Genomic DNA, 20,274 nt, shown 5'->3' on the forward strand with positions numbered 1-20,274 from the left:
CCGAGGCGGCCACAACCGTTCGATGCGGCGCCCGCTTCTCCTCGAACGTCGGCTCCGGCTCCGCCGAGGTGCACGCGCCGATGCTGAGCAGTGCCACGATCACCCCAATGCCGAGCTGCGCAACCTGCCCCTGCAACACACTGCTCAGAACCAGATCTGGTACATCCATGCGGCCAGCGCGCTCGGCGTCTGTCTTCGTATGCGATCAAGGGCCGAGCACGCGACCATGAAAGGGCCTGTCCCAGACGCAGCCTGCCTCAATCGGGGCGGCGGTCCGGGCCGGCCCTGCTACGCGCGGTTGAGTCTCCTTGGGGGTGTTGCCCATGCGTCCAGCGAGCGCAGGCACCCCGGCCGTCACGATCTGCTCGACCGGCGCCTGACCCGGGACCTGGGTAGAAGGGGAACTGGCCGCCCGCTTCCCGCCGATCTTCACCCAGGACGGGCGAGGCGCTCGAGCGCACCGCCCAGCACAGCGTGAGCAGGGAACGGCGTGGCCCTACCGGGGTGACCTGGAAGGAAGGCACGGCTCATGTCCGAGATCCATCGCCAGATCCTGCCGATCCCTGACGTGACCCGCCCGGGGCCGGTCACGTACGACGCCAAGGATCCGGACACCTCGTTCCCGCCCATCCGGCCGCTGATGCCTCCGGACGGCGCGCCGAACATCATGCTGATCATGCTCGATGACGTCGGCTATGGGGCGCCCAGTGTCTTCGGCGGGCCCTGCCGGACCCCGGTCTTCGAGCGTCTGGCCGAGGGCGGGCTCCGCTTCACCCGCTTCCACACCACGGCGCTGTGCTCGCCGACCCGTCAGGCGCTCCTGACCGGACGGAACCACCACTCGGTGGGCATGGGCGGCGTCACGGAGATCGCCACCTCGGCCCCCGGCTACAACTCGATGAGACCCAACACGAAGGCGCCGGTCGCCGAGATCCTCAGGCTCAACGGCTACTCCACGGCGCAGTTCGGCAAGTGCCACGAGGTGCCGGTGTGGCAGACGAGTCCGGCCGGTCCCTTCGCCGCATGGCCGACCGGCGGCGGCGGATTCGAGCACTTCTACGGCTTCGTCGGAGGCGAGACCAACCAGTACGAGCCCGCGCTGTACGACGGGACGAGCCCGATCGAAACCCCGAAGACCCCCGAGGAGGGCTACCACCTCACCGAGGACCTCGCCGACCAGGCCATCGCCTGGGTGCGCCAGCAGAAGACCCTCATGCCTGACAGGCCGTTCTTCTGCTACTTCGTGCCGGGTGCCACGCACGCGCCGCACCATGTGCCCAAGGAATGGGCCGACCGCTACCGCGGCCGCTTCGACCAGGGCTGGGACGCGATCCGTGAGGAGATCCTCGCTCGGCAGAAGGAACTCGGAGTCGTACCGCAGAACGCCGAGTTGACCACACGTCATGCGGAGATCCCCGCCTGGGAGGAGATCGAGCCCGTGCTGAAGCCCGTGCTCGCCCGGCAGATGGAGGTCTACGCCGGCATGCTCGAGCACACCGACCATCACGTCGGCCGGCTGCTGGCGGCGCTGGAGGAACTGGGCATCTTCGACGAGACCCTCGTGTACGTGATCACGGGGGACAACGGCGCCTCCGCCGAGGGCGGTCTGCGCGGCAGCTTCAACGAGCTGCTCACCTTCAACGGCATGGCCGCAATCGAGACACCGGAGTTCATGGCCTCGCGCATCGACAAGTTCGGTACCCCGGAGGCGTTCAACCACTACGCGGTCGGCTGGGCGCACGCCATGGACACCCCGTACCAGTGGACCAAGCAGGTCGCCTCGCACTGGGGCGGCACCCGCAACGGCACCATCGTCCACTGGCCGAGCCGGATCCGGTCCGCAGGCGAGGTCCGCAGCCAGTTCTGCCATGTCATCGACGTCGGCCCGACGCTCCTCGAAGCTGCCGGAATTCCCGAGCCGACCATGGTCAACGGCGTACAGCAGTCGCCGATGGAGGGCATCTCGATGCTCTACACCTTCGACGACGCCGACGCCCCCGAGCGCCACGACCAGCAGTATTTCGAGATGTTCGGCAACCGCGGCATCTACCACAAGGGCTGGTCCGCCGTGACCAAGCACCGCACGCCGTGGGTGGTCGGCGGGCAGACGGTGGCCTTCGACGACGACGTGTGGGAGCTGTACGACGGCTCGAACGACCCGACCCAGGCGCACGACCTGGCCGCCGACATGCCGGACAAATTGCATGAGTTGCAGCGTCTGTGGCTGATCGAGGCCACCCGCTACAACGTGCTGCCTATGGACGACCGTACGGCCGAGCGGTTCAACTCCGAGATCGCCGGGCGACCCGAACTCATCAAGGCCGACACCCAGTTGCTGTACGGCGGTATGGGCCGGTTGACGGAGAGCAGCCTGGTCAACGTCAAGAACAAGTCGTTCTCGGTCACCGCGGAGATCGCCTCCACCAACGGACCTGTCTCGGGCGTGATCCTCGCGCAGGGCGGAAGCTTCGGCGGCTGGAGTCTGTACACGAGGCAGGGCCGCGCGAAGTTCGCTTACAATCTCTGTGCCATGGAGACGGCCGAGATCGAGGCCGACAGGCCAGTGCCCTCCGGTGAACACCAAGTGCGCATGGAATTCGACTACGACGGTGGCGGCCTCGGCAAGGGCGGAACCGTCTCGCTCTTCTACGACGGCGACAAGGTGGGCGAAGGGCACATCGAGCACACCGTCCCGTTCATCTTCTCGGCAGACGAGACAGCTGACGTCGGGCAGGACACCGGTACTCCGGTCGCCGCCGACTACGAGAGCGCCAACGGCGCGTTCACCGGTGACATCCACTGGGTCCAGGTCGACACCGGGCCGAACGACGCGGACCACTACATCCGCCCCGAAGACCGCATCCGCATCGCTATGGGCCGTCAGTGACCCACGTCGAGGGCGAAGTGATTCCGTGTCCCGGCCGAGATCACCATGAAGGGAACTCCGTGCTCCGCCGGCACACCGGCGACGAGGGCATACGTACCGTCTCCGCCGGCCACGCCGCAGGAGATCCGCGCCGTCCGCCAGAGCGTCGCGGGCGATCTCGGCGGCGTCGCCACGCATCATTCCTCCGTAGCTCGTCCGTGCGCTACGGCGCGCTGGGTGGGGGCCCGGCGTTGTCCTCTTCGGGCACGCCCTCACGCAGGTGCGGCCGCGCGGCAGCGGCCTTCCTGTGCCAGGCGCCGTACCGGTTGGCGAGAACGACGGCGGAGACGCCGTGCAGAAGGATGCTCAGCGCGACGGTGACCGCGATCACCCGGCCGAGGAGCTGCACCCCCGGGACGTGCTCCTCGACCACGAGAAGCCCGAAGACGACGGAGGCGAGGCCGCGCGGCCCGAACCACCCGATGTAGCCGACCGTGGGAAGGGCCAGGCCGGTTCCGGCCAGGGAGAGGGCGACGGGCAGCATCCGGACCACGGTGAGGCTCAGCACGGCGTAGGTGATGATCCGCCAGTCGAGGTGCTCCAGAGTCGGACCGAGCAGGACGGCGCCGAAGACCAGGAAGCTCAAGGACGCGAGCAACTCGCCGAGACGCTCGGCGAGGCCGGCGGTGTCGTCGCCGGCAGCCGGTGCGTCCACTGTCGCACTCTGCCGCAGGGAGACACCGAAGGCGAAGCCGGCCGCCCAGGCCGCGATGAACCCACTTCCGTCGACGACGACCGCCAGCGCGTACCCGCCAGCTGCCACGGCCAGGACGAACACCTGCCGCCAACCGTCACTGACCCAGCCCCTCTCACGCGACCAGCGCAGCAGCCACCCGCCGCCCCACCCCACAGCCAGACCCAGCGCGGTACTGAGCACGAGGGCACGCCAGAAGACCCCGGCGACTCCCTCCTCCGAGGCTGTGGTTCCGGGCAGAGCTGCAAGGAACAGCAGGAAGAAGGGCAGCGCCATGCCGTCATTGAGACCGCTCTCGACATTGAGGCCGCTGCGCACGAGCGGGGGGACCCGCGGGCTGGAGACCGCCGTCTTGCCCAGAGCCGCGTCGGTCGGGACCAGGATCGTCCCGACCAGCGCCAGCTCCCACACGGTCAGCCCCGGCAGCAAGGGCCACGCCAGGAGCCAGCCGGCCCCGATGGTCAACGGCAGCCCGATCCCCAGCAGACGGCCGGGAAGGAAGCCGCCGACGCGCAGATCACGTCGGCGTACGGACATCGCGTCGGTGAGCAGGACCAACGTAAGGGCAGCTTCGACCAGGGTGAGCACCAGCCCTGAGTCATGGTCCAGATCGATGAGGTCGAGCCCGATCGGACCGATGGCCACCCCGAAGCCGGTGAACACCATCGGCGCCGACACGGCGGTCGTCGACAGCCGCCGGGAGAAGAGGGCGTACCCCGCCGTAACTGCGGCCACGGCCGCCCCTGTCCACGCGCTGCCGCTCACTGGGCCCTCGCCGGTGTGTCGTCGCGGGCGCAGCGGAACCCCTGGTTGCCGGTGCTGCTGTCGGGGGAGCTGGAGCTGCGGGCGGCGACGCGGTAGCGGCGGCAGTAGGAGGCGTGGCAAAGGTAGGACCCGCCGCGGATCACCCGCTGCATGCCGAGCGAAGGGCCGAGCGGACCGTCCTTCGGGCTGCCTTCGTAGTAGGTGGGCGAGTACCAGTCCGCGCACCACTCCCAGACGTTGCCACACATGTTGTGCAGGCCGTAACCGTTCGCGGGGTACGCGGTGACGGGCGCCGTGCCGTACCAGCCGTCCGCGCCGGTGTTGTGGTCGGGGAAGCTGCCCTGCCACACGTTCATCCGGTGCTCACCGCCGGGCTCCAGCCCGTCCCCCCAGGGGAACACACGCTGTTCGAGGCCGCCACGGGCGGCGTACTCCCACTCCGCCTCGGTCGGCAGCCGCTTTCCCGCCCAGACGGCGTAGGCCCAGGCGTCGTTCCACGAGACGTGGACGACCGGGTGCTCGGCGCGGTCGAGTACATCTGATGCGGGACCCTCGGGGTGCCGCCACCATGCCCCGTACACCTGTCGCCACCAGGGGGCATCGGCGACCGCCCGGGTGTCGGGAAAGTCGGCGGGCAGGAGCCCGGCGAAGACGAATGACCAGCCGTAGCGTTCGGCATCCGTGACGTGTCCGGTCGCGTCGGTGAAGTCCTGGAACTCCGCGTTGGAGACGGCACAGCGGTCGATCCGGAAGGGCGCGAGCCGCACCGGATGAACGGGCCCCTCTCCATCGCCGGGCACGGTCCAGTCGTCCTCCGCCCCCATCAGGAACTCACCGCCGGGAATGCGCACCATGCCGTCCGCCCGCGCGTCGGCCGGGGGCGCGGACGGGACCGTCGCGGTCACATGCCGTGCTGTCTCGCCTCGGGACGGAGTGCAGCAGCGGCCGCCTGATTCAGTTTCCGGCATTGAGTACCCATCAGGATCGGATGCGCCAATCTGCTCATGATCGGGCTCCGACGCGTCCGCCCCGGGCATCGACACGGTGTGCGCGACGCGCATGCCGTCCGGTCCGACCGAGGAGAACCATCACGGCCCGTCGCTTGAGGTCTGGGCGGTCAGGGCCGATGGTGTGGCACGCCGAGTCGGCGACGGAGCTCGCTGTCTTCACGATGGCGTGGGCAGCAGGTCGCCCCCTGGGCCGTGAAGGTCGTGGGCGCGCACCGGTGCGTGATCGGTCGGCAAGGGCGCTGTGCGCCTGTCCCACGTAGCTGCTGTCGATGTCCGCCGTACGGCGGCCGACGCTCGGGCCGGTCGGCGGCAAGCACCACAGGCGGGGCCGGGCAGGCGGGGGAACCTGAGGCGCCGGGAGCGTAAGGCGTGATCCCAAGCGATCCCGAGCGCCGGGCCCCACGCGAATGGTTCGTCGCGCGCCACGGGAGGGGACGCGGGGCAGTGGTCATGCTGACGGTGAGACCCCGAGCACCCTGACGAAGGAGGCGGCTCACCGTGGCCGACCACATACAAGGGACCGAAGCGGCGCCCGCTCGCACCGCCATCTACATCAACAGGCGATCCGTCCTGCGGATCGACATCCCCATGGCACACACCATGACACCGCACAACAACGGGTGGCGGATCACCTTCGACGCGGCGGGAAGACTCCGTGCCCTCATGAACGAAGGACACAACGACTTCATCGACGTCAAGGCGAATGACTTCCTGCTCTCCAGTGGGGAGGACTTCTTCATCTCGCTGCAGTCGGCCAACCCCGTCAGTCCCGCCGCCGAGCAGGCCATGGCAGGAGAGGCACGCTGATGTCCACTCCCGTCACTCCCGTGCAAAACGTCCTCGACACTCTCGTGAGGTCGCTTCAGCCGGTCGTCAAAGCGCGGCCGGGCGGCGTACTCGTGGATGCCACGATCGAGCCACTGCCCAGACAGGTCGAGATCACGGAGATGGTGAAGGGCGCCGTCGACATGACGTTCATCACGAAGGACGTCAGGTTCGCGGGTTTCAGGCCTGAGAAAGCCTCCCTCACTCCGGAGGATCTGGGCAACGCGATCACAGGCGGGCAGCCCCTGGGCGGCGTGACCGCGCCAGCCGGAGTCAACGGCCTGCTCGGCCAGCTCGCCGGCTCGATCCCCATGCTCAGCAAGACGCAGGTACCGGTACAGGTAGAGGTGGTGTGGACCGTCAAGGACGAGAACGGCAACCCACTCCATGAGGACCAGTGGGACATCGCCAAGGGAGTCCCTTTCGACGACGGCGGTACGCCCAAGATCAAAGGGACCGAAATCACCGTTGCGTTCAAGCCGCTCGTGGACGAACTCACCACGACCAATCCGGTGCCGGCACCGGTCCGTCGCCAGCTTCACGCCAAAATCAAGCTCACGGTCCAGGGGACGCCCCCGACGCCGCCGGTGACGGCGGAGTCCCCTGCGGACCTGCCGTCCGTCCCCGTGCTGATCCCCACGCTCCTCATCCCGAAGCTGATCGCGGCGTTCAGGCATGGGGAGTTCCAGCCCAAGGCCGGCGACGACGACGGGTTCGTCTTCCTCATGGTCCCTGGGCACTCGCCGCTGCGCAGCGTCGACCAGCTGAAGACGACGCTGGCGACCGTGCAGGAGACGTTGACCACGCTGAAGTCCTTCGCCGATCTCGCTGCGTTCCTGCTGAGGCTCGACTCCCTGGTCAGCGGGATCACCGCCAGCACGTACTTCGCGTTCGCCGCGGAGGACGGGGTGCCGGTGCTCAACGACATGACGGTGATCCAGAACGACCTGCTCACCAACGACATCGAGCTCGAGGACGAGATCAGCTCGATGATCTTCATCGGGCCGCCGGGCAAGGCCGTCCACTGGTTCTGCGAGGACAACTACGACACCGAGAACGGTGATTTCAGTCTGAAGGTCGGGCCGCAGCTGTTCACCGTCATCCGGAACCTCGGCGGGGCCGTCCCCGTATCGGATCCGGTCGGTGACCCTCCCCTGGTAACCGTGCATCACTCGCCGTCGGGGGGGTCGGACACCTTCAACGACTTCCTGTCCTCAGTGAAGTTCGAGTGAGGCAGACGCTTCGCGTCGACGTCCCCGGCCCGGTGTCCTGCTGGACGCTCTCCGTCGACGGGGCTCGCCACCCCGTCAACGAGAGGGTGCCGGTGGTGCCGGGCCGGCGGCACGTCGTCCTTCGCTGCGACCTGCTCTGGCCCGCCGGACAGGCTGAAGGGCACGTCACCTGCACGGTCCATGTACCGACCGGAGGGAGCGTGCGCCTCGCCGCTCCTGTTGCGGAGCTGTTGTCATCACCCCGCAGCAGCTCCTGATCCCGGCAGGCCGGGGCGTCGCCGCCCTGAGGCTGGATCCGCCCTGGGACTTCGGCGAGGGGCTCTTTCACCGCTGAGCGGCAGACGCTCTCGAATCTCACCCAACAAAGCCAATTCCCCGCTCATGACCGAGCCGACGGAAGGAATCGTCTTGGCCATCAAAACGACCGACCACCTGGTCCCCCATACCTCGATGGTCCCCGCGACGAAGGACCAGCAGATCGAGCTCTTCGTACGGGAGCACGACGGCACGCCCTCCGGCCACACAGCCGAGCGGGAGGCCGTCCTCATGCTGCACGGCAGGAGCGTTCCCGTGCTGGCGGGCTTCGACCTCCAGCACGGCACGTACGGGTGGGGCGAGGCGCTGGCCAAGGCCGGCTACGACGTGTTCATGATGGACCTGCAGGGGTCGGGCGGGTCGACGCGGCCTCGCATGGAGGATCCATGCAACGTCAATCCGGCCCTGCACACCACCCTGCTCACGCCCAATCCACTCTCGGGGCAGCGCACGCCCAGCTATCCCTTCCAGCTGAACAACTCGCAGAGCGACTGGGACGAACTGGACACCGTGGTCGAGTACATCCGGACCCTGCGGAACGTCTCGAAGGTCGCGTTCATCGGGTGGTCCGCAGCCTCGTTCCAGATGGGGCCGTACGCGATCGACAACCCCGGCAAGGTCTCAAGTCTCTTCCTGGTCGCACCCATGTTCCCGCCGCTGGGCAGGATGGACCCGCCGTCCACGCTGCCGGCGGCCGGGTTCCCCACCCATGTGTTCACACGAGATGGATTCCAGAAATCGTGGGACCCTCAGATCCACTGTTCCAACCAGCGTGAACCCGGCATGGTCGATGTGGTGTGGAAGGCACTGATGGCCATCGATCCGATCGGCCGTACCTGGGGGAAGGTTCAGTCGTCCGGCAAGCCGATGGGTCTCAGCCGATTCCGGAACGCGCTGTGGTGGGGCTGGAACACGAAGGCCGCGGCGCGGGGCGGCGTGCTCGGCGGGAGCGTGCCGGTGCTGATCGCCTACGGGGAGTACGACACGACAGCGAACACGACACCGCCCAGCTCCGATCCCCTGCTCAACTTCTCCGTCCCCGCGCTCTACGACGCCATCAAGGGGCCGCACCGGCTGCTGGTGAAGATGGCCTGCGCCGGGCACCAGGTCGTGTGGGAAGGCCAGCACAAGAACCTGCACAACCTGTCGAAGCACTGGCTCAAGCACGCCAAGGTCGACGGCAAGACCCACGGCAGCTTCGACATGGCGGAGGACGGGACGATCAGCCCGGCGCCGTGAACGGGGCTGTCCAGGACGGCTCCGACGCTGTGATCACACCAGTCACAGCAATGACGGCACACGGCTCGACTGGTACATCCGGGACCTGCGCGGCGCTCTCCAGTGACGACCAGCAGTCACGGGAGAACCCTTCGGGAGGTTGGAATCAAGAGCGATCGCGCTTGAGGGAGTCCTTGACGCCCTCGGCGTGCTCGCGAACGCTCTTCACCGTTTCGCGGATCTTGGTCTTCACCTGGTCGGTCCTGCCCTCGGACTCGAGTCGCTCATTGCCGGTGATCTTTCCGGCGACCTCTTTGAGCTTGCCCTTGGCCTTGTCCATGCTGCTCATGGCAGAGCTCCCTCCTTGGTGGATCGGCCGCACGTCCACGCTAGGTCCTGGTCGGCTGCGGCGCCTGCCGACGCGGGGGCGTCCGTCACCGCAGCGCGGGCGTACCTGCAGCCTGCAGCCTGCACGCCGGGTGTGAGCAACCCTTCCTTACAGCGCCGCCGCGTCCCCGGCGGGCATCGGCCGCGCGCTCCTGGCGGCCTGTTCGGGCCGCGCCGGCGGTACGGCCTGAAGGAGGTGGGCGGCCTCGGCGGCGGTGTAGGAGGAGGTGAAGGTGAACGCGCGCGCGGACGGCCCGTGCGCCCGCAGTTCCGTCAGCCGCTCGAGGGCCTCGTCGACGGTCGGGAGGTGACCGGCGGGGACCCACCAGAGCACCAGGTGCGCCTCGACGTGCCGCTCGAACCATTCGCGGCGCCCCCGCATCACCTCCAGGTGCCCACTGCGGTAGGTGAAGTCCCACAGCGCCTCCTGGGTTTCCCACACCGACAGGTTGACGATGACGTCCTCGCCCGCCGGACGCAGACCGGTGGCGTCAGCCACCCCTTCCTCCACGAGCCGCCACACGAAGCCCGGCGCGTTGTCCGCGGCGGCGTTGACCGGATTGAGCATCTCGACGAACGGCGCCATGCGCGGGTCGTCGAGGGGGTGGAGGAGTGTGGCGACGTTGAGCTCGGCGAGGTGGGCGGCATGCGCGGATGCGGTCATGGCCACATCCCAGCACGGCCCGCTTTTCTATGTCAATCATGATTGTTTTTAGAAGCCTCGACCACCACGCAGCACTCCCCGGGGCGGGCGTCCATGCGGGCGCGGACAGGGCCGTCCGTGCCGAGCAGCCCTTCCAGCAGTGCGAGATTCATGCCGCAGACGAGCGGCGGGAAGCGTTCGGCGACGGCGTGGAAGGGGCAGTTGCGCATGCGGACGACGCGCGCGGCTGCCCCGGTCGCCCCCTCGGGGCCTTCGCTGTCCTGGGCGTCCTCGGCGTTTTCCAGGTGCGGTTCGTAACCGCGGGCGGCGAGCACCTCCATGGCCTCTGCCAGGTCGCCGCAGGCCGCCGCCGAGCCACGGAGAGCCTCACCCCGTCGACGTGCGGCCGCGCAGAGCCCGGCGTCCAGCCCGGCCTGCTCGGCGGCCTCGGCCAGCAGCTCTGCGGCGGTGCGGTAGTCGCGGGCGGGCAACGAGACCGAGTGCTCGGCCCGCGCCCGCGTGTACACCTTGGCGGGACGGCCCGCCCCCGGCCCGGAGCGGCCCGTCAGGCGGCGGCTACCGCTCTCCAGCAGCCCGGCCTCGGTCAGCTTGTCCAAATGATGCGCAGCGAGCGTGCGCGCCACCCCGGCCGCCTCGGCGGCCTCGTTGCGGCCGACCTCACGGCCTTGGGCCGCCACGTACTCGTACAGGCGGCGCCGCACCGGATCCTGCAACACCGCGATCGCGTCGATGTCCTTCACCAGACCATTCTAGGAACAACACGCGTTGCATATAGAAAGGCGGAACCAGGCCCTGCCGGCGAATGGCCACCTACGGCCCCCGCCGCCCGCGAGTGAGCTGCCGAGTCGTCGCCGCAGTGCACATCGAAGATCGTGAGGGTGCGGACGGGAAGGAGCTCGCCGGCCATGCCTCGTCCGCCGGCCACAGCAGCGGCCCGCCCACGGAACTGGGATCACTCATGTGATCTTCTGTTCAGGAGAGGGCCCTAACATTGGCCCATGTCCAACATGCCGTCACGGGTCGAACTGTGCCCGCTCACCCTCGCCGACCAGGACGAGTTCTGCTCGCTCGTGAGGGCCAGCACCGAGCTCCATGCGCCGTGGATGCAACTGCCCGCGACCGCGGAGGAGTTCCAGGAGTGGATGCGCCGCTTTGACGACGGAACCACCAGGGGCTTTCTGATCCGCGTTCAGGAGACCGGTGCAGCTGCCGGCATGGTCAACATCAACTCGATCATCCGGGGCCGTTACCAGGGAGCGTCCCTTGGCTATGCGGCTTTCGCTCCGTCTGCGGGGCGGGGCTACATGGCCGAAGGGCTCACCGTCACCCTGCAGCACGCCTTCAACGACCTGCGGCTCCACCGGCTGGAGGCGAACATTCAGCCGGGAAACAAGGCGTCATTGGCCTTGGTTCAGCGCCTGGGCTTTCGTTACGAGGGTCTGTCGCCCGCCTATCTCTTCATCGACGGGGCATGGCGCGACCACGAGCGTTGGTCCATCAGCGCACCATCTCCTTGGACGCCCGACCCTTCCCTCCCCGAGGTCTAGGCATTTCTTCTCTGGCGGCGATGGTGCCGGCCGTGGACGCCGCCACCCTGCTGCTCGACGCGACCGGCACGGTGCGCGGCGACGCCGACGTTGGTCAGCCGGCGTCCGGCGCGTCGATGATGTTGCCTTCCCTGTCGAGCGTGTGGGTACGCCAGTACACGTCCCACTCGTCGTCGACCTGCTGCGGCACCTTGCCCTCGGGGTAGCGCGTGAACCCCTCCGGGGGCTGTTCGCCGTTCGCGACGCAAGCGGACCCGGTCCCCCCGACGGTCAGTACCGGGTATTCGCCTTCGCTGCAGATGTCCTCTTCGTAGGCAAAGGAACATCCGGTGAGCGCGACGATCGCCGCCGCGGATGCGAATGCCGCGGCAGCAGCGGCGCGGTACTTGCCGCGTGGGGAAGCAGTCGCGGTTCGGCTGGTCCTGCGGGACATCTGCACAGCGCTCTCCTGTAGTTCGGCGTGCGCACCACTCTCGCCGAAGTGGATCGTCGTGCCATGAGTACGCGTACTCAAGAGGTCACGGGGTGTCTCCCGTGCCCGGCTGACGGGGGTCCTCGACGGCGTCTTCGAAACCCACGGTTTCTCTCCCGGATGCCGCGGCTTCCTCGTCAGGCGCGGCTGACGAGGACGACGTCGAGGCGGCGGGGGCCGTGGACGCCTTCGACGCGGTCGAGTTCGATGTCGCTGGTGGCTGAGGGGCCGGAGATCCAGGTGAGGGGCCTGGTGGGGTCCAGCCGCGCGAGGGCCTGGGGCACCGAGGAGACGACCTGGTCGGGGACGCGGACGAGGCAGATGTGGTGGTCGGGGACGAGGGTGAGGCGGCGGCGGCCCTGGTCCGGGCCGGCGTCGAGGACGAGGGTGCCGGTCTCGGCGATGGCCACCGCGCAGCCGGTCACCACGCTGTCGAGACGATCGAGGTCGTCGGGGGAGTGGTCGGCCCGTTCGCGGACGACGTCGGCGGCCGTCCCTTCCAGCAGGTGTCGCGGCAGGCCTTCCGGTACGAGTACGGTGCCGGCGCCCCGCTCGGCCAGCAGCCGTCCGATCAGCTCCTGCAGCCCGTCCGGCCGGCATCGGTGGACGATCGCCCTGTAGTCGGCCAGGTTCTCCGCGAGCAGGTCGACAGTCCGTTCGGCGTCCCGGTTGCCGTGCTCCCGCACGTAGGCGCGGGACACGGCCTGCTCATACGGGGTGTCGGTCGGAGGTACGTCGGCCAGGGCCCGTCGGATCCGGCCCAGGACGAGGTCTCTGCTGCTCACTGGGAGTCCTCCTTTCGCTGCTGGTTCCGCTTCCACCAGGTACGGAACGGTTCCGCGGGGAGTTCGGGAAGGTCGCGGCTGTCGGTCCACTGACCGGCGCCGGGGCCGGGGAGGCGTCTGGGATGCAGGGTGCGCGTTTTGGACGCGAGCCATTCGCCTGCCGCCAGGGCGGAGGGATGATCGAAGATCCACCCCGAGGCCTTGATGGCGGCCTTCTCCAGGCGGTGGCCCTTGCCACCCTGGTCGGCGACGCGTTCGCGGAGGTGGACGAGGACTTCGGGGATGTCGATGGCGACCGGGCACACGTCGTAACAGGCTCCGCAGAGGGTGGACGCGTACGGGAGTGAGGCGTCGATCTCGCTTGCGGTGCCCCGGAGTTGAGGGCTGAGGATCGCGCCGATCGGACCGGGGTAGACGGAGCCGTAGGCGTGGCCGCCGGCGCGTTCGTAGACGGGGCAGACGTTGAGGCAGGCCGAGCAGCGGATGCAGCGCAGGGCCTGGCGGCCGACCTCGTCGGCGAGGGTGTCGGTGCGGCCGTTGTCGAGCAGGACGAGGTGGAAGGTGCGGGGTCCGTCGCCGTCGGTGGTGCCGGTCCACATGGAGGTGTAGGGGTTCATGCGTTCGGCGGTCGAGGAGCGGGGCAGGGTCTGGAGGAAGACTTCCAGGTCCTGCCAGGTCGGCACGATCTTCTCGATGCCGACGACGGAGATCAGGGTCTCGGGCAGGGTGAGGCACATCCGGCCGTTGCCCTCGGACTCGACCACGACCAGGGTGCCGGTCTCGGCCACCATGAAGTTCGCCCCCGAGATGCCCACCTTCGCCCGCAGGAACCTCTCCCGGAGGTGCAGCCGCGCGGCCTCGGCCAGCTCCCTGGGACTGTCGGTCAGGTTCTCGGGCGCGGGCCGGCCCCACTTGCCCATCTCGGAGCGGAAGATGTCCCGGATCTCACCACGATTGCGGTGGATGGCCGGCACGAGGATGTGCGAGGGCCGGTCCTCGCCGAGCTGCACGATCAGCTCCGCCAGATCCGTCTCGTAGGCGGAGATGCCCTCCGCCTCCAGCGCCTCGTTGAGCCCGATCTCCTGCGTCGCCATCGACTTGACCTTCACCACCTCGCTTTCCCCGGTGGCCTTGACCAGGTCGGCGACGATCCGGTTCGCCTCGGCGGCGTCCACCGCCCAGTGCACCGTCCCCCCGGCCGCAGTGACCGACTCCTCCAACTGGACCAGATACCGGTCGAGATGACGCAGGGTGTGGTCCTTGATCTGCTTGCCCGCCTCGCGCAGCTCCGCCCATTCGTCGAGCTCGGCCACCGCCACCGCCCGCTTGTCTCGGATGGTGTGCGTCGCGTGCCGCAGATTCGCCCGCAGCGTGGCGTTCCGCACGGCCTCATGCGCAGCCTTCGGGAAAGCCGGCATCCCCACGAACGCACCGCTCATGCCGCTGGCTCCTCTTCCGTGCTCGCCAGGATCTCGGCGATGTGCAGCGCGCGCTGCGGGGCGTCCTGGCGGCGAAGCATGCCGCCCAGGTGCATCAGACAGGAGTTGTCGGCGCCGCACAGCACATCCGCACCGGTGGACAGGGCGTTGCGGACCTTGTCGGCGCCCATGGCGGCCGACACGTCGGCGTTCTTCACCGCGAACGTACCGCCGAAACCGCAGCACTCCTCGGCCCCCGGCAGCTCCACCAGCTCCAACCCCTTGACCGCCGTCAGTAGCCGGTACGGACGGTCCGCGAGGCGGAGGGAGCGCAGGCCGTGGCAGGAGGGATGGTAGGTGACCTTGTGCGGGTAGTACGCGCCGACGTCCGTCACCCCCAGCACGTCGACCAGGAACTCCGTCAGCTCGTACGTCCGGGGGACGAGTGACGAGGCCGCGTCCGCCAGCTCCGTGCCACGCCCCTCGGCGCGCGCCTTCGCCCCGATCCTGGGGTAGTTGTCGCGCACCATGGCGACGCAGGACCCGGAGGGCGTGACCACGTAGTCGTAGCCCGCGAAGGCCCGTGCCATGCGCCGTACCAGAGGTTCGGTCTCCCGCCGGTAGCCCGTGTTGAACTGGGGCTGCCCACAGCAGGTCTGGGAGGCGGGAAAGTCGACCTCCAGGCCGAGGCGCCTCAGCACCTTGACGGTGGCGATGGCCGTGGAGGGGTAGACGGCGTCGTTGACGCAGGTGGCGAAGAGGGCGACGCGCATCAGGAGGTCCTCGGGGCGGGGTCGAGTCGGGCGGCGGCCGCGTCCCAGGCGGCGGTGTCCCCCCGGGGGGCGTAGTGCCGCAGGTGCTGGGTGGAAGCGACGAGCGTGCGCATGGCGGACAGGTCCCCCACCAGGCCGGCGGCCCGGGCCTGGACGAGGATGTTGCCGAGCGCGGTGGCTTCGGCGGGGCCGGCGATCACGGGCAGTCCGGTGGCGTCGGCGGTCAGTTGGCACAGGAGATCGTTGCGCGATCCGCCGCCGACGAGGTGGACGTGGGTCATGTCACGGCCGGCGAGCTCGGCTGCCTGCCGCAGGGTGCGGCGGTGGGCGAGGGCCAGGCTCTCCAGGATGCAGCGGACCACCGCGCCCTGGCTGCCCGGTGCGCGCTGGCCGGTGCGGGTGCAGAAGTCCCGGATGCGGGCCGGCATGTCGCCGGGGGCGAGGAACTCCGGGGCGTCCGGGTCGACGACCGAGGCGAACGGCTCGGCTCGGGCGGCGTCGGCGAGGAGGGCCGGGATGTGGGTGGGGAGGCCCTGCTTCTCCCAGGTGCGGCGACTTTCCTCGAGCAGCCACATGCCCATGATGTTGCGCAGGAAGCGGATGGTGCCGTCGATGCCGCGCTCGTTGGTGAAGTTGGCGGCCCGGGACGCCCCGGTCAGGACCGGGGCGTCGAGTTCGAGCCCGGCCAGTGACCAGGTGCCGGACGAGATGTACGCGAAGTTCGGTTCCGTTGCCGGTACGGCGACCACCGCGGACGCGGTGTCGTGCGAGGCGACCGTGGTCACCGGAGTCCGGGCGTCGAGCCCTGTGTAGGCGGCGACATGGGGCAGCAACGTGCCCGCCGGGTCACCGGGGGCGCGCAGTCGTGGCAGCAGTCCGGGTTCGAGGGAGAGCCGGCCGAGGATCTCTTTGGACCAGGTCCCGGTGCGAGCGTCGAAGAGACCGGTGGTCGAGGCGTTGGTCTCCTCGGCTCCGATGGATCCGGTCAGCCAGTGGATCAGCAGGTCCGGGATGAGCAACAGGGTCCGAGCCACACCCAGTTGGACACTCCCCGCGGCCGCTGCGAGCTGGAACACGGTGTTGAACGGGAGGTGCTGCAGGCCCGTGATCCCGTACAGCTCTTCACGGCGGACCGTGGTCCACACACGTTCGGCGGCTCCTTCGGTGCGGCCGTCGCGGTAGTGGAAGGGGTGGCCGAGCAGGGCGCCGTCCGCGTCCAGGAGGCCGTAGTCGACCGCCCAGGTGTCCACGCCGATCGACGTGACACCGCCCGCACGGGCGGCTTCACGCAGACCGTCGAGGATGCACTGGAACAGGGAGAGGACATCCCAGCGCAGCCCGTCGGGGAGCAGAACGGGAGGGTTGGGGAACCGGTGGACCTCGGTGAGGTCGAGGTTGTCCTGGCCGACCCGACCGAGGATCACGCGCCCGCTGGTGGCGCCGAGATCGACCGCGGCGAACGGGGACGGACAGGCGGAGGACGGTGGGGTGGTCGTCACGTGAGGTACCTCCGCGGTGCGCGCGGCTGGTCGGGGAGGAGAGCGGGGGAGGAGAACCGGGGGGAAAGCCGGGGGGGAGAGTCGGGGGGAAAGCCGGGGGGGAGAGTCGGGGGGATAGCCGGGGGAGGAGAGCCGGAGGAAGGTGCACCTGGGGCCGGCGCGTCAGGTCACGGGCCCCAGGTCGATCGGGTGCGCGGGTCGGCGCCCTGGGCCCGGCGCGTCAGTTCACCGGCCCCCACAGCGATCGGAGCGCGCCCGTCAGCGCAGGAACGCCGCCGCGACGCCCGCGTCGACGGGGATGTGGAGGCCGGTGGTGTGGGTCAGGTCGCCGCCGGTCAGGGCGAAGACCGCGTTCGCGACGTGCTCGGGCAGGACCTCGCGCTTGAGCAGAGTGCGCTGGGCGTAGAACTCGCCGAGCTTCTCCTCCTCGATGCCGTAGGTCGCCGCCCGCTGGGCTCCCCAGCCCGCGGCGAAGATGCCGGAGCCGCGGACGACCCCGTCGGGGTTGACGCCGTTGACGCGGATGCCGTGTTCGCCCAGCTCGGCGGCGAGGAGGCGGACCTGGTGGGCTTGGTCGGCCTTGGTGGCGGAGTAGGCGATGTTGTTCGGGCCCGCGAAGACCGCGTTCTTGGAGGCGACGTAGACGATGTCGCCGCCGAGGCCCTGCTCGGTCATGACCCGCGCGGCTTCCCGGGAGACCAGGAAGGAGCCGCGGGCCATGATGTCGTGCTGGAGGTCCCAGTCGCGTGCCGTGGTCTCCAGGAGCGGCTTGGAGATCGAGATGCCCGCGTTGTTGACGACCAGATCGACGCCGCCGAAGGCGAGCAGGGCCGCACGGAAGGCCGCGACGATCTGCGTCTCGGACGTCACGTCCACGGTCACCGGGACCGCCTTGTCGGGGCCGCCCAGCTCCTCGGCCACGGCTTCCGCGTTCTCGCCGTCGAGGTCGGCGACGACCACACAGGCGCCCTCGGCGACGAGCCGGTGGGCGATCGCCTTGCCGATGCCGCTGCCCGCACCCGTCACCAGCGCGACGCGGGTGGCGAGCGGCTTCGGCTTCGGCATGCGCCGCAGCTTGGCCTCCTCCAACTCCCAGTACTCGATGCGGAACTTCTCCGACTCCTCGATGGGGGAGTACGTGGAGACCGCCTCGGCACCCCGCATCACGTTGATCGCGTTGACGTAGAACTCGCCCGCCACGCGTGCGGTCTGCTTGTCCTTGCCGAAGGAGAACATGCCGACGCCGGGGACGAGAACGATCGCCGGGTCGGCGCCGCGCATCGCGGGCGAGTCGGCGGTGGCGTGCCGCGCGTAATAGGAGGCGTACTCCTCGCGGTACTCGGCGTGCAGCTCCTTCAGCCGGGCGACCGCCCCGTCCAGGGGCGCGGACGCGGGCAGGTCCAGGACCAGCGGACGGACCTTCGTGCGCAGGAAGTGATCCGGGCAGGAGGTGCCGAGGGCCGCGAGACGCGGGTGCTGGTCGTGGGCGAGGAAGTCGAGCACCGCGTCGGAGTCGGTGAAGTGGCCGACCTGCGGCCGGTCCTGGGACGCCAGGGCTCGGATCACGGGCGCCAGTGCGGCGGCCCGCTCCCGGCGCAGCTCCTCGTCCAGGGCTTCGTACCCCTCCATCGGCGCGCCGAACGGCTGCTCCTTGCCCCTGCCGACGAGGAACTCCTCAGCCGTACGGATCATCCACAGGGCGTTCTTCTCGCACTCCTCGGCCGTGGCTCCCCAGGCGGTGATGCCGTGGCCGCCGAGGACGACACCGACCGCCCGCGGGTTGGCCTCCTTGATCGCCGCGATGTCCAGGCCCAGTTGGAATCCGGGGCGGCGCCACGGCACCCAGGCCACCTTGCCGCCGTAACACTCCTTGGTCAGCGCCTCCCCGTCCGCCGCACAGGCGAGCGCGATACCGGAGTCGGGGTGGAGGTGGTCGACGTGTGCGGCGTCCACCAAGCCGTGCATGGCGGTGTCGATGGAGGGTGCGGCGCCGCCCTTGCCGTGCAGGCAGTAGTCGAACGCGGCGACCATCTCGTCCTCGCGCTCCACCCCCGGGTAGACGTCCGTGAGCGCCCGCAACCGGTCCAGGCGCAGTACGGCGAGGCCGTCCTCGGTGAGGGTGCCCAGGTCGCCGCCGGAGCCCTTGACCCACATCAGCTCGACGTCGCCGCCGGTCACCGGGTCGGTGACCGAGCCCTTGGCCGAGGCGTTGCCGCCGGCGTAGTTGGTGGTGCGGGGGTCGGAGCCCAGTCGGTGCGCGCGCTCCAGGAGGGCGGCGACTTCGGGGTGCGGTGCCATGGGTGCGTGTTCCTTCGTCATGGGAGTGTCGGTCCGTCGCGTCGGGGGCTCAGGCGCCCCAGCCGGCCTGCTCGCCGCCGACCCGCTCGGCGACGATCCGCTCCTGCCAGCCGGCGGCCCGATAGGCGGCGACCGGGTCGGGGTGGAGTCCCTGTTCCTCGCGGAGCTCGCGCAGCAGGGGACGTACGTCGGTGTTGTAGGCGTCCATCAGCGCGGCGTTCGCGGCGAGCACGTCACCGGACCGCTGGGCGTCGCGCAGCTCGTCGAGGTCGACGAGGAGGGCCTTGGCGGTGGCCTCCTGGACGTTCATCACCGAGCGGATGACGGCCGGGATCTTCGCCTCGATGTTGTGGCACTGGTCGAGCATGAAGGCCACGTTCGTCTCCGGCAGCAGGCCGCCGTTCCTGGCGGCCTCGTGCATGATCCGGAAGAGCTGGAAGGGGTCCGCGGAGCCGACCATCAGGTCGTCGTCCGCGTAGAAGCGCGAGTTGAAGTCGAAGCCGCCCAGTTTCCCCTCCCGCAGGAGGAACGCGACGATGAACTCGATGTTGGTGCCCGGTGCGTGGTGGCCGGTGTCCACGACGACCTGCGCCTTCGGGCCCAGCTTGAGACAGTGGGCGTACGAGGTGCCCCAGTCCGGCACATCGGTGGTGTAGAAGGCCGGCTCGAACAACTTGTACTCGAGCAGCAGCCGCTGGTCGTCCCCGAGCCGCTCGTACACCTCGGCCAGCGCCTCGGCCAGCCGGTTCTGGCGGGCGACGATGTCGTCCTGGCCGGGGTAGTTCGTGCCGTCCGCGAACCACAGCTTCAGGTCCTTCGACCCCGTGGCGTCCATGATGTCGACGCACTCCAGGAGATGGTCGACGGCCTTGCGGCGCACCTTCGGGTCCGGGTGGCAGACGCTGCCGAGCTTGTACGCGTCGTCCTGGAAGGTGTTGGAGTTGATCGCACCCAGTTCCAGGCCGCGCTCCTTGGCGTACGTCGCCAGCGCCGCGTAGTCCTCGACCCGGTCCCACGGGATGTGCAGCGACACCTTGGGGGCGACGCCGGTGAACGCGTGCACCTGAGCCGCGTCGTCCAGCTTCTCGTACGGCGTCCGTGGCACACCGTCCTGCGCGAACACCTTGAACCGGGTGCCGGAGTTCCCGTACCCCCAGGACGGTGTCTCGATCCGCTGGCCGGCGAGTGCGGCCTTCACGGCGGCGATGTCAGGCATGGTCACCTCTGGATGGCTGGAAGAACGGGGGAGCCCGGCCGGCCCCGTCCCCGAAGTGGGGTCGGCGAGTGCCGAACCGAATGTGTGAATCGATTCATTTCGTGAGTGAAGCTAGCCCGCGACATGGTGACCGTCAAGGTGTCGAGCCGGCCGAGGGAGCGTTCCGACCGCGTTGTCGAATCGTGTCGTTCGCATCGTCCGGTATCCCGAACGCGCCGCTCATCTCGCAG

The 20,274-nt window shown here is 69.3% G+C and carries 17 protein-coding genes and 1 pseudogene; 5 read left to right on the forward strand and 13 right to left on the reverse strand.

Translation table 11 applies throughout. The features are described from left to right. Positions 1 to 529: 529 nt before the first annotated feature. Positions 530 to 2,887: an arylsulfatase gene (locus ACFV9D_RS11375; protein WP_385144119.1), complete on the forward strand. Its 2,358-nt coding sequence runs from the start codon at positions 530 to 532 to the stop codon at positions 2,885 to 2,887. Here the strand turns inward: ACFV9D_RS11375 and ACFV9D_RS11380 are convergent. From ACFV9D_RS11380 to ACFV9D_RS11390, 3 genes and pseudogenes are all read right to left on the reverse strand, one after another. Further along, positions 2,887 to 3,055: pseudogene (locus ACFV9D_RS11380) on the reverse strand (diacylglycerol kinase family protein); the annotation flags it as partial. The gene ACFV9D_RS11375 and the pseudogene ACFV9D_RS11380 sit on opposite strands and share 1 nt — an antisense overlap. Positions 3,056 to 3,089: 34 nt before the next feature. After that, entirely contained in the window at positions 3,090 to 4,355 is a 1,266-nt protein-coding gene (locus ACFV9D_RS11385) for a cation:proton antiporter (protein ID WP_385144121.1), read from the reverse strand. A gap of 26 nt (positions 4,356 to 4,381) precedes the next feature. Continuing rightward, the gene (locus ACFV9D_RS11390) at positions 4,382 to 5,353 is read right to left on the reverse strand and encodes a formylglycine-generating enzyme family protein (RefSeq protein ID WP_385144123.1); all 972 of its coding nucleotides are present in this window, start codon (positions 5,351 to 5,353) and stop codon (positions 4,382 to 4,384) included. 540 nt (positions 5,354 to 5,893) lie between these two features. Here ACFV9D_RS11390 and ACFV9D_RS11395 point away from each other — a divergent pair. The 3 genes from ACFV9D_RS11395 to ACFV9D_RS11405 all read left to right on the forward strand — a co-directional run bounded on the left by ACFV9D_RS11395 (position 5,894) and on the right by ACFV9D_RS11405 (position 9,006). Beyond that, the gene (locus ACFV9D_RS11395; RefSeq protein ID WP_385144125.1) at positions 5,894 to 6,202 is read left to right on the forward strand and encodes a hypothetical protein; all 309 of its coding nucleotides are present in this window, start codon (positions 5,894 to 5,896) and stop codon (positions 6,200 to 6,202) included. Positions 6,203 to 6,345: 143 nt separating this feature from the next. Continuing rightward, entirely contained in the window at positions 6,346 to 7,452 is a 1,107-nt protein-coding gene (locus ACFV9D_RS11400) for a hypothetical protein (RefSeq protein ID WP_385144127.1), read from the forward strand. A 408-nt stretch (positions 7,453 to 7,860) separates the two neighbouring features. Continuing rightward, positions 7,861 to 9,006: an alpha/beta fold hydrolase gene (locus tag ACFV9D_RS11405; protein WP_385144129.1), complete on the forward strand. Its 1,146-nt coding sequence runs from the start codon at positions 7,861 to 7,863 to the stop codon at positions 9,004 to 9,006. A gap of 145 nt (positions 9,007 to 9,151) precedes the next feature. On the opposite strand, the gene ACFV9D_RS11410 is transcribed toward ACFV9D_RS11405, so the two are convergent. The 3 genes from ACFV9D_RS11410 to ACFV9D_RS11420 all read right to left on the reverse strand — a co-directional run bounded on the left by ACFV9D_RS11410 (position 9,152) and on the right by ACFV9D_RS11420 (position 10,776). Beyond that, entirely contained in the window at positions 9,152 to 9,334 is a 183-nt protein-coding gene (locus tag ACFV9D_RS11410) for a CsbD family protein (RefSeq protein ID WP_385144131.1), read from the reverse strand. A gap of 147 nt (positions 9,335 to 9,481) precedes the next feature. Next, positions 9,482 to 10,036, reverse strand: a complete 555-nt coding sequence (locus ACFV9D_RS11415) for a DUF3291 domain-containing protein (protein ID WP_385144133.1) — start codon at positions 10,034 to 10,036, stop codon at positions 9,482 to 9,484. Positions 10,037 to 10,068: 32 nt separating this feature from the next. Then, complete coding sequence (locus ACFV9D_RS11420; RefSeq protein ID WP_385144135.1) at positions 10,069 to 10,776, reverse strand: helix-turn-helix transcriptional regulator; 708 nt, start codon at positions 10,774 to 10,776, stop codon at positions 10,069 to 10,071. A gap of 258 nt (positions 10,777 to 11,034) precedes the next feature. Between ACFV9D_RS11420 and ACFV9D_RS11425 the strand changes: the two genes are divergently transcribed. Then, positions 11,035 to 11,583: a GNAT family N-acetyltransferase gene (locus ACFV9D_RS11425; protein ID WP_385144137.1), complete on the forward strand. Its 549-nt coding sequence runs from the start codon at positions 11,035 to 11,037 to the stop codon at positions 11,581 to 11,583. Between the two features lie 94 nt (positions 11,584 to 11,677). On the opposite strand, the gene ACFV9D_RS11430 is transcribed toward ACFV9D_RS11425, so the two are convergent. The 7 genes from ACFV9D_RS11430 to rhaI all read right to left on the reverse strand — a co-directional run bounded on the left by ACFV9D_RS11430 (position 11,678) and on the right by rhaI (position 20,044). Then, positions 11,678 to 12,016 carry an SCO0607 family lipoprotein gene (locus ACFV9D_RS11430; RefSeq protein WP_385144343.1) on the reverse strand — a complete coding sequence of 113 codons (339 nt, stop codon included), beginning with the start codon at positions 12,014 to 12,016 and terminating at the stop codon, positions 11,678 to 11,680. A gap of 176 nt (positions 12,017 to 12,192) precedes the next feature. Beyond that, positions 12,193 to 12,840, reverse strand: a complete 648-nt coding sequence (locus ACFV9D_RS11435) for a lactate utilization protein C (protein ID WP_385144139.1) — start codon at positions 12,838 to 12,840, stop codon at positions 12,193 to 12,195. After that, positions 12,837 to 14,279: a LutB/LldF family L-lactate oxidation iron-sulfur protein gene (locus ACFV9D_RS11440; RefSeq protein WP_385144141.1), complete on the reverse strand. Its 1,443-nt coding sequence runs from the start codon at positions 14,277 to 14,279 to the stop codon at positions 12,837 to 12,839. The genes ACFV9D_RS11435 and ACFV9D_RS11440 overlap by 4 nt, the downstream gene beginning before the upstream one ends. Beyond that, the gene (locus ACFV9D_RS11445; protein ID WP_385144143.1) at positions 14,276 to 15,031 is read right to left on the reverse strand and encodes a (Fe-S)-binding protein; all 756 of its coding nucleotides are present in this window, start codon (positions 15,029 to 15,031) and stop codon (positions 14,276 to 14,278) included. The genes ACFV9D_RS11440 and ACFV9D_RS11445 overlap by 4 nt, the downstream gene beginning before the upstream one ends. After that, positions 15,031 to 16,530, reverse strand: a complete 1,500-nt coding sequence (locus ACFV9D_RS11450) for a rhamnulokinase family protein (RefSeq protein WP_385144145.1) — start codon at positions 16,528 to 16,530, stop codon at positions 15,031 to 15,033. The genes ACFV9D_RS11445 and ACFV9D_RS11450 overlap by 1 nt, the downstream gene beginning before the upstream one ends. 258 nt (positions 16,531 to 16,788) lie before the next feature. Next, positions 16,789 to 18,828: a bifunctional aldolase/short-chain dehydrogenase gene (locus ACFV9D_RS11455; protein WP_385144147.1), complete on the reverse strand. Its 2,040-nt coding sequence runs from the start codon at positions 18,826 to 18,828 to the stop codon at positions 16,789 to 16,791. A 49-nt stretch (positions 18,829 to 18,877) separates the two neighbouring features. Beyond that, positions 18,878 to 20,044 carry an L-rhamnose isomerase gene (rhaI, locus tag ACFV9D_RS11460; RefSeq protein WP_385144149.1) on the reverse strand — a complete coding sequence of 389 codons (1,167 nt, stop codon included), beginning with the start codon at positions 20,042 to 20,044 and terminating at the stop codon, positions 18,878 to 18,880. Positions 20,045 to 20,274 lie beyond the last annotated feature (230 nt).

It is taken from the genome of Streptomyces sp. NPDC059875, assembly GCF_042731085.1.
In the GTDB taxonomy this organism is placed as follows: Bacteria; Actinomycetota; Actinomycetes; order Streptomycetales; family Streptomycetaceae; genus Streptomyces.

Coding starts and splice junctions, on each gene's coding strand:
- rhaI (WP_385144149.1), bottom strand. CDS start 20,044: ATGCCTGACATCGCCGCCGTGAAGGCCGCACTCGCCGGCCAGCGGATC.
- ACFV9D_RS11390 (WP_385144123.1), bottom strand. CDS start 5,353: ATGCCGGAAACTGAATCAGGCGGCCGCTGCTGCACTCCGTCCCGAGGC.
- ACFV9D_RS11425 (WP_385144137.1), top strand. CDS start 11,035: ATGTCCAACATGCCGTCACGGGTCGAACTGTGCCCGCTCACCCTCGCC.
- ACFV9D_RS11440 (WP_385144141.1), bottom strand. CDS start 14,279: ATGAGCGGTGCGTTCGTGGGGATGCCGGCTTTCCCGAAGGCTGCGCAT.
- ACFV9D_RS11430 (WP_385144343.1), bottom strand. CDS start 12,016: ATGTCCCGCAGGACCAGCCGAACCGCGACTGCTTCCCCACGCGGCAAG.
- ACFV9D_RS11375 (WP_385144119.1), top strand. CDS start 530: ATGTCCGAGATCCATCGCCAGATCCTGCCGATCCCTGACGTGACCCGC.
- ACFV9D_RS11410 (WP_385144131.1), bottom strand. CDS start 9,334: ATGAGCAGCATGGACAAGGCCAAGGGCAAGCTCAAAGAGGTCGCCGGA.
- ACFV9D_RS11415 (WP_385144133.1), bottom strand. CDS start 10,036: ATGACCGCATCCGCGCATGCCGCCCACCTCGCCGAGCTCAACGTCGCC.
- ACFV9D_RS11455 (WP_385144147.1), bottom strand. CDS start 18,828: ATGGCACCGCACCCCGAAGTCGCCGCCCTCCTGGAGCGCGCGCACCGA.
- ACFV9D_RS11445 (WP_385144143.1), bottom strand. CDS start 15,031: ATGCGCGTCGCCCTCTTCGCCACCTGCGTCAACGACGCCGTCTACCCC.